General features: G+C 69.0%; 8 protein-coding genes. 3 read left to right on the top strand and 5 right to left on the bottom strand.

All coding sequences use genetic code 11. The features are described from left to right. Nucleotides 1-99: 99 nt before the first annotated feature. Nucleotides 100-654 (top strand): outer membrane beta-barrel protein, encoded by a 555-nt coding sequence (locus tag A4W93_RS10575; RefSeq protein WP_085750573.1) that lies wholly within the window; start codon nt 100-102, stop codon nt 652-654. A gap of 68 nt (nt 655-722) precedes the next feature. On the opposite strand, the gene purL is transcribed toward A4W93_RS10575, so the two are convergent. Next, nucleotides 723-4,712: a phosphoribosylformylglycinamidine synthase gene (gene purL, locus A4W93_RS10570; RefSeq protein WP_085750572.1), complete on the bottom strand. Its 3,990-nt coding sequence runs from the start codon at nt 4,710-4,712 to the stop codon at nt 723-725. A 98-nt stretch (nt 4,713-4,810) separates the two neighbouring features. Between purL and map the strand changes: the two genes are divergently transcribed. Then, nucleotides 4,811-5,656 (top strand): type I methionyl aminopeptidase, encoded by an 846-nt coding sequence (map, locus tag A4W93_RS10565; protein WP_085750571.1) that lies wholly within the window; start codon nt 4,811-4,813, stop codon nt 5,654-5,656. A 7-nt stretch (nt 5,657-5,663) separates the two neighbouring features. Continuing rightward, on the top strand, nt 5,664-8,267 hold the full coding sequence (locus A4W93_RS10560; protein ID WP_085750570.1) for a [protein-PII] uridylyltransferase: 2,604 nt from the start codon (nt 5,664-5,666) through the stop codon (nt 8,265-8,267). Between the two features lie 111 nt (nt 8,268-8,378). On the opposite strand, the gene A4W93_RS10555 is transcribed toward A4W93_RS10560, so the two are convergent. The 4 genes from A4W93_RS10555 to phaC form a co-directional block, all read right to left on the bottom strand. Next, complete coding sequence (locus A4W93_RS10555) at nt 8,379-10,190, bottom strand: alpha/beta hydrolase family protein (protein ID WP_157782143.1); 1,812 nt, start codon at nt 10,188-10,190, stop codon at nt 8,379-8,381. A gap of 312 nt (nt 10,191-10,502) precedes the next feature. Beyond that, a complete protein-coding gene (gene phbB, locus A4W93_RS10550; RefSeq protein WP_085750568.1) occupies nt 10,503-11,240 on the bottom strand; it encodes an acetoacetyl-CoA reductase in 738 nt (245 codons plus the stop codon). Nucleotides 11,241-11,455: 215 nt separating this feature from the next. After that, nucleotides 11,456-12,634 (bottom strand): acetyl-CoA C-acetyltransferase, encoded by a 1,179-nt coding sequence (locus tag A4W93_RS10545; RefSeq protein ID WP_085750567.1) that lies wholly within the window; start codon nt 12,632-12,634, stop codon nt 11,456-11,458. 69 nt (nt 12,635-12,703) lie between these two features. Further along, nucleotides 12,704-14,344 carry a class I poly(R)-hydroxyalkanoic acid synthase gene (gene phaC / locus A4W93_RS10540; RefSeq protein WP_085754118.1) on the bottom strand — a complete coding sequence of 547 codons (1,641 nt, stop codon included), beginning with the start codon at nt 14,342-14,344 and terminating at the stop codon, nt 12,704-12,706. Between the last annotated feature and the right edge of the window lie 59 nt (nt 14,345-14,403).

Below are 14,403 nucleotides of genomic sequence, written 5' to 3'. Positions count from 1 at the left end.
CAGGAGTGTGTCCGCTGCGAAATACACTCGCCGCGCCGTGCGGGGGGAGCACGGTGAAGTACCGCTCACCCACAACACCAACTCAAAGACATTCACACCATGAAAAAGATCATCATGACGGCCGTGGCCGCCAGCGCGGCACTCCTGGTCAGCGGAGGAGCACTCGCCCAGGGATACGTCGGCGGCGCCTTCGGCCCGTCCCATGTCGACGCCGACTGCGGCGGCGCCAGCTGCGACAACAGCGACGTCGGCTACAAGTTCTTCATCGGCTATGGCTTCGGCAACGGCCTCGCCGTCGAAGGCATGTACTTCGACCATGGCGAAGCCACGCTCACGGACGGCCCGCTCCGCGCCAAGTTCAAGGGTTCCGGCGCCGGCATCGGCCTGGCCGGCTCGGCCCAGTTCACCACGCTGATCTCCGGCACCGCGCGCCTGGGCATCGCATCGAACACCGCGAAGATCACCGCGAGCAACGGGTTCTTCTCCGGCTCGGACTCCGAAACCAACACCGTCCCGTACTTCGGCTTCGCAGTCGGGTTCAACGTGGCCCGCGGCCTGACCATCGACGCCGGCGTCGACTTCACGCGTTTCGAGTACGAAGGCGAGAAGGCCGACTCGCGCCTGATCAGCGTGGGCCTCACCTACAAGTACTGACCGGCCCTCGGGCTGAAACGGAAAGGCCCGCAACCGCGGGCCTTTCTGCTTTCAACGCCGGCACTCGTTCAACCGACCCAGCGCCGCGCGTTCGCGAACAGTCGCGCCCAAGGGCTGGCGTCGCCGCGATCCCCGCTCGTCCAGCTCATCTGCACGTTGCGGAACACCCGCTCCGGGTGCGGCATCAGCGCGGTGAAGCGGCCGTCCGGCGTGGTGACGGCGGTGAGGCCCTCCGGGCTGCCGTTCGGGTTGAACGGGTACACCTCGGTGGGCGCGCCGTGGTGGTCCACGTAGCGCATCGCGCGGTGCACCTTCGCCGCGTCGCCGCGCTGCGAGAAGTCGGCGAAGCCTTCGCCGTGGGCGACGGCGATGGGCACCCGCGAGCCGGCCATGCCGGTCAGGAACACCGACGGGCTCTCCAGCACCTCGACGAGCGACAGGCGCGCCTCGAACTGCTCGCTGCGGTTGCGCGTGAACTTCGGCCAGGCCTCGGCGCCCGGGATGATGGGGGCCAGCGCCGCCATCATCTGGCAGCCGTTGCACACGCCCAGGGCCAGCGTGTCCTGGCGCTTGAAGAAGGCCTCGAACTGCTCGGCCAGCTTCGGGTTGAACATCACCGACCGCGCCCAGCCTTCGCCGGCGCCCAGCGTGTCGCCGTAGCTGAAGCCGCCGCAGGCGACGAAGCCCTGGAACCCGGTCAGCACCGCGCGGCCCGACTGCAGGTCGCTCATGTGCACGTCGTAGGTGTCGAAGCCCGCCTTCGACATGGCATAGCTCATCTCGACGTGGCTGTTCACGCCCTGCTCGCGCAGGATCGCCATCTTCGGGCGGGCCGTGTTCACGAACGGGGCGGCCACGTCCTCCTTCGGGTCGAAGGTGAGGTGCACGTGCAGGCCCGGGTCGTTCTCGGCGCCGGCAGCGGCGTGTTCGGCCTCGGCGCAGGCCGGGTTGTCGCGCAGCGCGGCAATGCGCGCGCTGACGTCGTCCCAGGCCTGGTGCAGGTCGCGCAGCGGGGCCGAGAAGACCTGCTTCGCGTCGCGCCACACCTCGACGATGCCGCGGACGTTGGTCTTGCCGATGAAGTGGCTGTGTTTGCTCAGGCCGTGCTCGCGCAGGGTCTGCATGACCTCGTTGCGCACGGCGGTGGGCACCTGCAGCACCACGCCCAGCTCTTCGTTGAACAGCGCGCGCAGCGTCAGTTCCTCGCGGCGGGCGTTCACCTGGCCGGCCCAGTTCTTCGAATCGCCGAACTCGGCGCGGCTGTCGCTGATGCCGTCGCCTTCGGTGACCAGCAGGTCCACGTTCAGGCTGACGCCGAGGTGGCCCGCGAAGGCCATCTCGCAGGCCGCGGCCCACAAGCCGCCGTCGCTGCGGTCGTGGTACGCGAGGATGCGGCCCTGGGCGCGCAGCGCGTTCACGGCCGACACCAGCGCCTTCAGCTGGGCCGGATCGTCCACATCGGGCACGCGGTCGCCGAACTGGTTCAGCACCTGGGCGAGCATCGAGCCGCCGAGGCGGCCCTGGCCCTGGCCGAGGTCGACCAGCACCAGCGTGGTGTCGCCGGCCTGCAGCTGCGGCGTGAGCGTGGGGCGCACGTCGGCGAGCGACGCGAACGCGGTGACCACGAGGCTCACCGGCGCGGTGACCTGGCGCACGTCGTTGTTGTCGGTCCAGCGGGTGCGCATGGACAGGCTGTCCTTGCCCACCGGCACGCTGATGCCGAGGGCCGGGCACAGGTCCATGCCGACGGCCTTCACGGTCTCGTACAGCGCGGCGTCTTCACCGGGTTCGCCGCAGGCGGCCATCCAGTTGCAGCTCAGCTTCACGCGCGGCAGGTCGATGGGCGCGGCCAGCAGGTTCGTGATGGCCTCGGCCACGGCCATGCGGCCGGAGGCCGGGGCGTCGAGGGAGGCCAGCGGCGAACGTTCGCCCATGGCCATGGCCTCGCCCTGGAAGCCGCTGTAGTCGGCGAGCGTGACGGCCACGTCGGCCACCGGCACCTGCCACGGGCCGACCATCTGGTCACGGCTGTTGAGGCCGCCCACGGTGCGGTCGCCGATGGTGATCAGGAAGCGCTTGCTCGCCACCGTCGGGTGGCGCAGCACGTCGAAGGCCACCTTCTCCAGCGACACGCCGTTCAGGTCCACGGGCTTGAGCACGCGCTCCACGCGCTTGACGTCGCGGTGCATCTTCGGCGGCTTGCCGAGCAGCACCTCCATGGGCATCTTGATGGCCTGCTCGCCACCCGGGCCGTCTTCCAGCACCAGTTCCTTCTCGGCGGTGGTGACGCCCACCACGGCGAACGGGCAGCGCTCGCGTTCACAGAAGGCCTGGAACACCGGCAGCGCCTCGGGCGAGACCGCCATCACGTAGCGTTCCTGGCTCTCGTTGCACCAGATTTCCTTCGGGGCCAGGCCCGACTCCTCCAGCGGCACCTTGCTCAGGTCGAAGCGGGCGCCCAGCGAGGCGCCGTCCACCAGCTCGGGGAAGGCGTTCGAGATGCCGCCCGCACCCACGTCGTGGATGGCCAGGATGGGGTTGGCTTCACCCAGCGCCCAGCAGTGGTTGATGACTTCCTGCGCACGGCGCTGGATTTCCGGGTTGCCGCGCTGCACCGAATCGAAGTCGAGTTCGGCGGCGTTGGCGCCCGCGGCCATCGAGCTGGCGGCGCTGCCGCCCATGCCGATGCGCATGCCCGGGCCGCCCAGCTGGATCAGCAGCGTACCGGGGGCGAAGACCACCTTCTGCGTCTGCGACGCCGAGATCTGCCCGAGGCCGCCCGCGATCATGATGGGCTTGTGGTAGCCGCGGCGGATGGCGTCGGCGCCCTCGCCCACGGTCTGCTCGTACACGCGGAAGTAGCCGCCGAGGTTCGAGCGGCCGAATTCGTTGTTGAACGCGGCGCCGCCCAGCGGGCCGTCGATCATGATCTGCAGGGGGCTCGCGATGTGCTCGGGCTTGCCGTACGGGGCCTGCTCCCACGGCTCGTTCGTGCCGGGCAGGTTCAGGTTCGACACGCTGAAGCCGGTCAGGCCCGACTTCGGGCGCGAGCCGCGGCCGGTGGCGCCCTCGTCGCGGATCTCGCCGCCGGAGCCGGTGGACGCGCCGGGGAACGGCGAGATGGCCGTCGGGTGGTTGTGCGTCTCGACCTTCATCAGCACGTGCACGGTGTCCTGCTTCGGGCCGTACTTCTCACCCTCGCCCGGCAGCCAGCGTTCGATGGTGCCGCCCTCCATCACCGACGCGTTGTCGCTGTAGGCGATCACGGTGTGCTGGGGCGCCAGCTTGTGGGTGTTGCGGATCATCTGGAACAGCGAGTGTTCCTGCGCCTCGCCGTCGATGGTGAAGTTCGCGTTGAAGATCTTGTGGCGGCAGTGTTCGCTGTTGGCCTGCGCGAACATCATCAGCTCGACGTCCGTCGGGTTGCGCTTGAGGCCGGTGAAGGCGTCCACCAGGTAGTCGATCTCGTCGTCGGACAGGGCCAGGCCGAAGTCCTTGTTGGCCGAGACCAGCGCCGAGCGGCCGAGGGACAGCACGTCGACGTGTTCCATCGGGCGTCCGGCGCGTTCGTCGAACAGGTGGACGGCGTCCTCGCGCTGCAGCAACACGCTCTCGGTCATGCGGTCGTGCAGCAGCGCGGCGGCGGCCTGCAGTTCCTCGGCCGTCAGGGCCTTCGCCCCGCCCAGCAGCCCGGTCTTGAGCGTCAGGCGGAATTCCGTGACCCGCTCCACCCGCTTGATGGCCAGGCCGCAGTTGTGGGCGATGTCGGTGGCCTTGGAGGCCCAGGGCGACACGGTGCCCAGGCGGGGCGCCACCACGATCAGCGCGCCGTCGCTCGGGCCGGTGTAGGCATCGCCGTACTTCAGCAGGGCTTCCAGCGTGGCCACGGCCGGCGCCGGCAGCTGCGCTTCGCTCCAGACCCAGTGCACGTGGCGGGCCGAGACGCCGGTGATGCGGGGGGACACGGCCTGCAACCGGGGCAGCAGCGCCTGGGCGCGGAAGGCCGACAGGGCGTTGCCGCCCTCGAAATGCAGCAGATGCTTGGAGGTAGAAGTCACGCTTGGGCGGGTGTTTGTGGCAAAAGGCCGACCTCGGCCCGGGGGGCAGCGATCGGTGAATCCGGGATTTTACGGGGTCGGTGAGATAATTGCGGACTATGAGCATCGTGATCAAAGACGCCGCCGGGATCGCCGGCATGCGCACCGCCTGCCGCCTCGGCTCCGAAGTCCTGGACATGCTGACCCCGCACATCGTGCCGGGCATCACCACCCGGGAGATCGACCGGCTCGCGCACGACTACATGGTCAACGTGCAGAAGAGCATCCCGGCCACGCTGAACTACCAGCCGCCGGGCCACCCGCCCTACCCGGCGTCGCTCTGCACCTCGGTCAACGACGTCGTGTGCCACGGCATCCCCGACGACGTGCCGCTCAAGGACGGCGACATCGTCAACGTCGACGTCACCCCGATCTACGACGGCTGGCACGGCGACAACAGCCGCATGTTCGTCGTGGGCAAGGCCAGCATCGCGGCCAAGCGCCTGTGCCAGGTCACCTTCGAGGCCATGTGGAAGGGCATCGTGAAGGTGCGCCCGGGCGCACGCCTGGGCGACATCGGCCACGCCATCCAGACGTACGCCGAGAAGAACGGCTACTCGGTGGTGCGCGAGTACTGCGGCCACGGCGTGGGCCAGAAGTTCCACGAGGAGCCCCAGGTGCTGCACTACGGCCGCCCGGGCACGCTCGAGGAACTGGTGCCCGGCATGATCTTCACGATCGAGCCCATGATCAACCAGGGCCGCAAGGACATCAAGGACGACCGCAAGGGCAACAAGCCGTACGACGGCTGGACCATCGTCACGAAGGACCGGTCGCTGTCGGCGCAGTGGGAGCACACGGTGCTGGTCACCGAGACCGGCTACGAGGTGCTGACGATGTCGGCCGGCAGCCCGCCGCCGCCCGACTTCGCCCTGCAGCCCGCCTCCGCCCCGGTCGCCGGCTGACGCCTCGATGTCCGCCGTGCCCGCCGCCGTTGCCCCTCCCACCGGCATCGCCGGGCTCCGTGCCCGCTTCCGCGAAGGCAAGGCGGCGCTGCTGAAACCGTTCGCCGAGTCGCGCGCCTCCGCCGCGCACGCCACCCGCCTCGTGCGCGCCCTGTGCCGCCACGTCGACACCACCCTCGCCGACCTGTGGGAACACGCGATGATGCCGCCCGGCGCGGCGCTGGTCGCGGTCGGCGGCTACGGACGCGGCGAGCTGTTCCCCTACTCCGACGTCGACGTGCTCGTGCTGCTGCCGGCCGGTGTCGACGGCAGCAACGACGCGCTGAAGTCCGCCATCGAAGGCTTCATCACCGCTTGCTGGGACATCGGCCTCGAGATCGGCTCCAGCGTGCGCACGGTGGAGGAATGCATCGCCGAGGCGCAGGCCGACGTCACGGTGCAGACCGCCCTGCTCGAATCGCGTTTCCTGTGCGGGGCCAAGCGGCTCTTCACCACATTCTGCAAGGCGAACACCGCCGCGATGGAGCCGCGGGCGTTCCTGCGCGCCAAGACGCTCGAGATGCGCCAGCGCCACCAGAAGTACGAGGACACCCCGTACTCGCTGGAACCCAACTGCAAGGAAAGCCCCGGCGGCCTGCGCGACCTGCAGGTGCTGGTGTGGGTGGCCCGCGCCGCCGGCCTCGGCAAGAGCTGGAGCGAGATGGCCGCCAACGGGCTGATCACCCCGTTCGAGGTGAAGCAGCTGCAGCGCAACGAAGGGCTGCTGCGCCTGATCCGGGCGCGGCTGCACGTCGTGGCCGGCCGCCGCGAAGACCGCCTCGTGTTCGACCTGCAGACCGCCGTGGCCGAGAGCTTCGGCTACCAGCCCACCAAGGGCCAGCGCGTGTCCGAGGTGCTGATGCGCCGCTACTACTGGGCAGCCAAGGCGGTCACCCAGCTGAACCAGATCCTGATGCTCAACATCGAGGAGCGCGTGAACGGCTCTGCCGGCGCCCCGATGCAGCCCATCAACGAGCGTTTCCTCGACCGCGGCGGCATGCTCGAGGTCGCCAGCGACGACCTGTACGAGCGCGAGCCGCACGCCATCCTGGAAACCTTCCTGGTGTTCCAGCAGACGCCCGGCCTCGAGGGCCTGTCGGCCCGCACGCTGCGCGCGCTCTACAACGCCCGCGAGGTGATGAACGGCGACTTCCGCCGCGACCCGCGCAACCACGCGATGTTCATGCGCATCCTGCAGGAGCCCGAAGGCCACACGCACGCCTTCCGCCTGATGAACCAGACGAGCGTGCTGGGCCGCTACCTGTGGGTGTTCCGGCGCATCGTGGGCCAGATGCAGCACGACCTGTTCCACGTCTACACGGTGGACCAGCACATCCTGATGGTGCTGCGCAACGTGCGCCGCTTCTTCATCGCCGAACACGCGCACGAGTACCCGTTCTGCTCGCAGCTGGCCGCGTCGTTCGACAAGCCCTGGCTGCTCTACATCGCCGCCCTCTTCCACGACGTGGCCAAGGGCCGCGGCGGCGACCACTCCGAACTCGGGGCGGTGGAGGTGCGGCGCTTCTGCCGCGACCACCGCATCGACAAGGAGGACACCGCCCTCGTCGAGTTCCTGGTGTCGGGCCACCTGACGATGTCCCGCATCGCGCAGAAGGAAGACCTGAGCGACCCCGAGGTGATCCAGAACTTCGCCCGCCTGCTGGGCAGCGAGCGGCGCCTCACCGCGCTGTACCTGCTGACCGTGGCCGACATCCGCGGCACGAGCCCGAAGGTGTGGAACGCGTGGAAGGGCAAGCTGCTGGAGGACCTGTACCGCCTCACGTTGCGCGCGCTGGGCGGCGCCAAGCCCAACCTCGATGCCGACATCGAGAGCCGCAAGCAGGACGCCCGCCACACGCTGAACCTGTACTCGATGCTGCCCGGCACCGAGGCGCCACTGTGGAAGACGCTCGAACTCAGCTACTTCGCGCGGCACGACGCCGGCGAGATCGCCTGGCATGCCCGCTCGCTGTTCCGCCACGTCGACAGCCCCGAGCCGGTGGTGCGCGCGCGCCTGTCGTCGGTGGGCGAGGGCCTGCAGGTGCTCGTGTACTCACCCGACCGCCGCGACCTCTTCGCCCGCATCTGCGGCTACTTCGACGGCGCCGGCTTCAACATTCTCGAAGCCAAGGTGCACACCACCCGCGCCGGCTACGCGCTCGACACCTTCCAGGTGATCAGCCCCCAGATCGACCAGCACTACCGCGACCTGATCTCGCTCGTCGAGACCCAGGCCACGCTGGCCCTGAAGGACGACGGCCCGCTGCCGCAGCCCAACCGCGGCCGGCTCTCGCGCCGCGTGAAGTCGTTCCCCGTGACGCCGCGCGTCACGCTGCGCCCCGATGAACGCGGCCAGCGCTGGATCCTCGGCGTGTCCACCAGCGACCGCTCGGGCCTGCTGTTCGCCATCGCCCGCGTGCTGGCCCGCCACCAGATCAACCTGCAGCTCGCCAAGATCATCACCCTCGGCGAGCGTGTGGAAGACATCTTCCTGATCGATGGCCCCGCGCTGCAACAGAACCGGGCGCAGATCGAGATCGAGACGGAACTGCTCGACGCGATCAGCGCCTGAGCGTCGATCAGGCCCCGGAGGCCGGGCCCGCGGCCCGGGGCACCGGCACCAGCTGCTCGGCAAGGAACGCTTCCATCGCCTTGAAGAACTCGACGCGGTGCGAGTAGCGAGTCAGGCCATGGTCACCCCTTCGAGCGGCAGGTAGCGGTACGGCTTGCCCGCGCGCTTCAGCGCCTTCGCGAGGGACTCGCTCTGCTCGACCGGCACCAGGCGGTCGGCCGTGCCGTGCGCCAGCAGCAGCGGCACCTGGTACCGACCGGCCTGCAGCGCGGGTGACGCCGCCTCGAGTTCGGCGCTCTGGCTCCAGGTGTCGCCGAGGTTCACCTTCACCGCCTCGGTCCCCTGCACGTACGACTGCCAGTACAGGGCCAGGTCCGGCAGGTCGGTGACCCCCGAGAGGCTGATCGCGCAGCGGTACCGACCCGGTGCGCGGAGCGCCCCCATCAACGCCCCGTAGGCCGCATACCCCTCCCCGAAAAGGCACACCCGCGATGGGTCGGCGAGACCCTGTCCCACGGCCCACTGCACGGCATCGTCGAGGTCCTGCTGCATCGCGGCGCCCCAGTCCTTGAGCCCGGCCATGTGCAGGGAGTGCGCCTCGCCCACGTCGCCACGGAAGTTCACGGACAGCACGGCGTACCCGCGGCTCACGAGGAACTCGTTCCGCAGGTCCAGCCAGGTGTTCGCGCGGCTACCGGGTCCGCCCCACGCTTCCACGACCAGCGGGCGCACCGGGGTGCCTCCGCCGGAGGCGGGTGCGGCCGACCAGGTCGCAGTGAACGGCTTGCCGTCGCGCCCCGGGATCGTCACCACGCGCCGCTCGGAGAACCCCGTGCGGGCCAGCTGCGGTTGAGACTGGCCCAGTTCGAACAGGTCACCGGTGCGGCGGTCGCCCGCATAGAACGTCGCCGTGCGGCCCTTGACCCGGGAGTTCAGCAGGTAGGTCTGCTCCTGCCGGTCGACGCCGAACACGCGGTTGACCCGGCCCGGCAAGGCGAGGTCCAGCGCTTTCGCCTGAGCCTTCCAGGCCGGGTCCCACCAATCGATCTGGGTTTCCGTGTCGTCCGCGGACGCCCGGATGTAGGCCCCGAGCACGCGGCCGGAACCGCCCGCACGGAAGAACCCGTCGACGGGCCGGCTGCCGTCGGGCACGACATGCAGCGTGCGCTTCAGCGCCGGGTCGTCCAGGCGGACCGAGAAGACGGCACGCCGTCCCTCGTGAGGCGCGGTCACCAGCAACTCCTGCGGATCCTCGCCGAAGCCGATCGGCCACACCATGTCGTCGGCCTTGTCGAAGGACCACGCCGTGCGCCACGCCGACCCTTCAGGGTCCCGCACACGGATCTCGACGGTGGTGCCCGTGCGCCGGACCGCGATGCGCACGCGGTGCTGGCGGTCGGTCTTCCAGTGGTGCACGTCCTTCATGGGCGCCTGCACCATCACGCGCCGTGCCGTCCGCACGTCCACCCGGTGCACGCCGGGGAACACGCCCTTCGACTCGGGGAGCTCCATCAGCACGTACCGGCCATCGTCGTCCGGCAGGTAGTCGATGACAGAGTCCTGGTACTGAGGCAGCACGCCGCCCCCCGGCGGGTTCCTCAGCACGTTGACCAGATCGGAGCCATCCGGCCGGATCGACAGCAGCCGCGTCTCGGTGGTACCGACATACCCGCGCCGCGAGGCGAACACCACCGATACCAGCAGGCGGTCGTTGCCCGCCCAGTTCACCCACCCGATGCGGAACGTCTCGTCGCCGCTGCGCAAGGCGCCCGTCCACTGACCCGCCAGCACCGGCCGAGTGACCACCGTGGTCTGGTCACCTTCGTTCGACAGCGCCACCACCCGCGTGCCGTCCGGGGACAGCGACAGCGACGTGAGGCGGCCCGGGCTGGCGTAGGCCTCGGCGGGCAGTGGGGGTTCCACCGCAGAGGTGTCCTGTGCGGGAACGGAGTGCAAGGTCCCCAGCAGGCCCACAAAAAGAAGCACGCGCCGAAGGGCGCGTGTGTTGCACTCGAAAAGCATGTCCGTCCTCCCCGCGCCGCGGGTGTTCTTGTTGTTCTGCGAAAGCCCCTCAGGCAAGGCTCAGCCAAAGAACTGCCAGAGCGCCTCGAAGGGATCGAGCGCCGGAAGCGAGCGGCCCGAAGCCGGTTTCGAGCATCGCAGCCGTACAAGCGTACGGCGAGAAGCGCAGAAACCGGATTCGGGCCGCGCAGCCCGGCGATCGACCCTTCCGCACTAGCCCATGTGGAGGCCGCCGTTGACGGAAAAATCAGCCCCGGTCGCGAAACCGGACTCATCCGACGCCACCCACGCCACGATGGACGCGATGTCCTCCGGCGTGCCGAGGCGCTTGACCGGGATGCCGGCGACGATCTTGTCGAGCACGTCCTGGCGGATGGACTTGACCATGTCGGTGGCGATGTAGCCCGGGCTCACGGTGTTCACCGTGACGCCCTTGTTCGCCACTTCCTGCGCGAGGGCCATCGTGAAGCCGTGCATGCCGGCCTTCGCGGCCGAGTAGTTCGTCTGCCCGAACTGGCCCTTCTCGCCGTTGACCGAGCTGATGTTGATGATGCGGCCCCAGCCGCGCTCGAGCATGTCCTCGATGACCTGCTTGGTCACGTTGAACAGGCTGGTGAGGTTCGTCTCGATGACGGCGTCCCAGTCGGCACGGCTCATCTTGCGGAACATGCCGTCGCGCGTGATGCCGGCGTTGTTGACGAGCACGTCGATGGGGCCGTGTTCGGCCTTGGCCTTCTGGAAGGCGGCCACGGTGGAATCCCAGTCGCCCACGTTGCCCACGGAAGCATGGAACGTGTAGCCCTGGGCCTTCTGCTCGTCGAGCCACTTGTTGAAATCGCGGCTGGGTCCGCAGCCGGCGATCACCTTGAAACCGTCCTTGTGCAGGCGCTGGCACATCGAGGTGCCGATGCCACCCATGCCACCCGTGACGTACGCAATCTTCTGGGTCATTTACCTCTCCTTGAAATCGATGAATGGGGGTTTGGCCCGGGAACCCGCTTCGTGAGCAGGCACCCCGAGCGTCCCCCTCTGGTGGGCACCGGTCAATCGGGTTCCCCCTGGGGTCGCCGATGACCGTTGCCGCTGTGCACCGCCCGTGTGGACATCCCCTGACCCACCGCACACCGAGGCGGTGCGCGAGGAGGTCCAGCGGTGATGAAACCGGGTCAGCGCTCGACCGTCAGTGCAACGCCCATGCCACCCCCGATGCACAGGCTCGCGATGCCCTTCTTGGCATCGCGGCGCTGCATCTCGTGCAGCAGCGTGACGAGGATGCGGCAGCCCGACGCACCGATGGGGTGGCCGATGGCGATGGCACCGCCGTTGACGTTGACCTTGCTGGTGTCCCAGCCCATCTCGTTGTTGACGGCGCAGGCCTGGGCCGCGAAGGCTTCGTTGATCTCGAGCAGGTCGAGGTCGGAGGCCTTCCAGCCGGCGCGCCGCAGCGCCTTCTGCGAGGCGGGCACGGGGCCCATGCCCATGATGGACGGGTCGAGCGCCACGGTGGCGTAGCTGCGGATGCGCGCGAGCGGCGTGAGGCCCAGCTGGTCGGCCTTCTTCGCGGTCATGACGACCACGCCGGCGGCGCCGTCGTTCAGGCCCGACGCGTTGCCCGCGGTGACACCGCCCGCCTTGTCGAAGGCGGGGCGCAGGCCGGCGAGTGCCTCGGCCGTGCTCTTGCGGTTGATGAATTCGTCGGTGGCGAACACCACCGGGTCACCCTTCTTCTGCGGGATCGTGAACGGCACGATCTCGTCCTTGAACTTGCCGGCGTCCTGCGCGGCCACGGCCTTCTGCTGCGACGCGAGCGCGAAGGCGTCCTGCGCCTCGCGGCTGATGCCGTGCTTCTTCGCCACGTTCTCGGCGGTGATGCCCATGTGGTACTGGTTGTACACGTCCCACAGGCCGTCGGTGATCATGGAGTCGACGAGCTTCCAGTCGCCCATGCGCTGGCCTTCACGCGAGTTGGGCAGCACGTGCGGGGCGAGGCTCATGCTCTCCTGGCCGCCGGCGATGATGATCTCGGAGTCGCCGTCACGGATGGCCTGGGCCGCCAGCATCACGGCCTTCAGGCCCGAGCCGCACACGGCGTTGATGGTCAGCGCCGGCACGCCCTGCGGCAGGCCGCTCTTGACGACGGTCTGGCGGGCGGGGTTCTGGCCCGAGCCGGCGGTGAGCACCTGGCCCAGGATCACTTCGTTGATCTGGTCGCCGGTGAGTTTCGCGCGGCGCAGCAGGTCGACGACGACGGCGGCGCCCAATTCCGGTGCAGGGGTCTTGGCGAGGGTGCCACCGAACTTGCCCACGGCGGTGCGGGCGGCGGCGACGATGACGATGTCGGTCATGGGAAAGTCTCCGGAAAAGGGGGAGTGGATGAAGGCAATGTCTGCTTCGGGGGTCGGCGCGTCAAGGTGTCAGGCTTTCTGCTTGACATAGCGGCCGGGAGCCGCCTCGATGGGCGGGTACTGCCTGGAGCCGGGTCGTTTCGGCGCGGCCACCATCGGGCCGGCGTTGCGAGCGAGCCAGGCGGACCAGTCGGGCCACCAGCTGCCGGCGTGTTCGGTGGCCTTCTCGAGCCAGGCCTGGGCGGTGGCCGGGGCCTTGGCCGTGCCGTTGCCGATCCAGTGGCTGCGCTTCTTCGCCGCCGGCGGGTTGATCACGCCGGCGATGTGGCCCGAGGCGCCCAGCACGAAGCGGGTGCGCCCCTGGTTGCCGCTCAGCGCGGCGAGGTTGCGGTACGCGGCGTCCCACGGGACGATGTGGTCCTCGCGCGAGCCGTACACGTACACGGGCAGGTCGAGTTCGCCGAAGTCCACCGCCTCGCCGCACACCACGGCCGTGCCGGGCTTCACGAGGTTGTTCTCGTGGTACGTGTGGCGCAGGTACCAGCAGTACATGGGCCCCGGCAGGTTGGTGCTGTCGCTGTTCCAGTACAGCAGGTCGAACGCGGGCGGGGTCTCGCCCTTCAGGTAGTTGCCCACCACGTAGTTCCAGACCAGGTCGTTCGGGCGCAGCGAGCTGAACGTGCCGGCGAGTTCCTGGCCCTTGAGCAGGCCGCCCTTCGTGGGGCTGTCCGGGCCGATGGTGAGCTCGCGCATCTTCACCATCGCCTCGTCCACGAACAGGTCGAGGACGCCGGTGTTCTCGAAATCGAGGAAGGTGGTCAGCAGCGTCATGCTTTCGGCGGGCTGGACGCCACGACGGGCCAGCACCGACAGCGCAGTGGCAAGAATGGTGCCACCGACGCAGAAGCCGAGCGTGTTGATGGTCTCGGCGCCGGTGATCTCCTGCACCAGCTCGATCGCCTGGATGGCGCCCGTCTCGATGTAGTCGTCCCAGGTCATGTGGGCCATGCTGGCGTCGGCGTTGCGCCAGCTGACCACGAACACCCGGTGCCCCTCGGCCACCGCGTAGCGGATCAGCGAGTTCGACGGCTGCAGGTCGAGGATGTAGTACTTGTTGATGCACGGCGGCACCATCAGCAACGGACGCGCGTGCACCTTCGCCGTCAGAGGCTTGTACTCGAGCAGCTGGAACAGCTCGTTCTCGAACACCACGTCGCCCTCGGTGGTGGCGACGTTGCGGCCCACCTCGAAGAGGCTCTCGTCCGTCTGGGACATGTGTCCCTGGCGCAGGTCGTTGACGAGGTGCGCCAAGCCCTCCTTCAGGCTCTCGCCCTGCGTGGCCACGGCCTTGCGCAGCGCCTCGGGATTGGTCGCCAGGTAGTTGGCGGGCGACGCGGCGGCCACCCACTGCTGCACGGCGAAGCGCAGCCGCTGGCGCGGCTTCTCGTCGCCTTCGACGGCGTCGGCGAGCTTCTGCAGCGTGCGCGCGTTCAGCAGGTACAGCTGGGCGGCGAACGACGAGGCCGGGTCGGACTGCCATTCGGGCGCGGCGAAGCGCCGGTCGGGGATGGGGGCCTTCGCACCCTCGCCATTCGATGAACCGAAGTTCACCGACTTGTTCCACAACTCGGAGGCCTGGCGGAGGTAGTCGGACTGGAGTTCGGTCAGAGCGGGCAATGGCACACTCAGTCCCGAGACGGACTTCAGCATGTCGGTGGCCGTGGATCCGAAGGCCTCGAAGGCTTCGGTGATGCGGGGATCGGGGACAG

The organism is Piscinibacter gummiphilus (assembly GCF_002116905.1).
Taxonomy (GTDB): Bacteria; Pseudomonadota; Gammaproteobacteria; order Burkholderiales; family Burkholderiaceae_C; genus Rhizobacter; species Rhizobacter gummiphilus.
The sequence above is the reverse complement of the archived record's forward strand: the minus strand, read 5'-3'. Positions and strand labels throughout refer to the sequence as shown.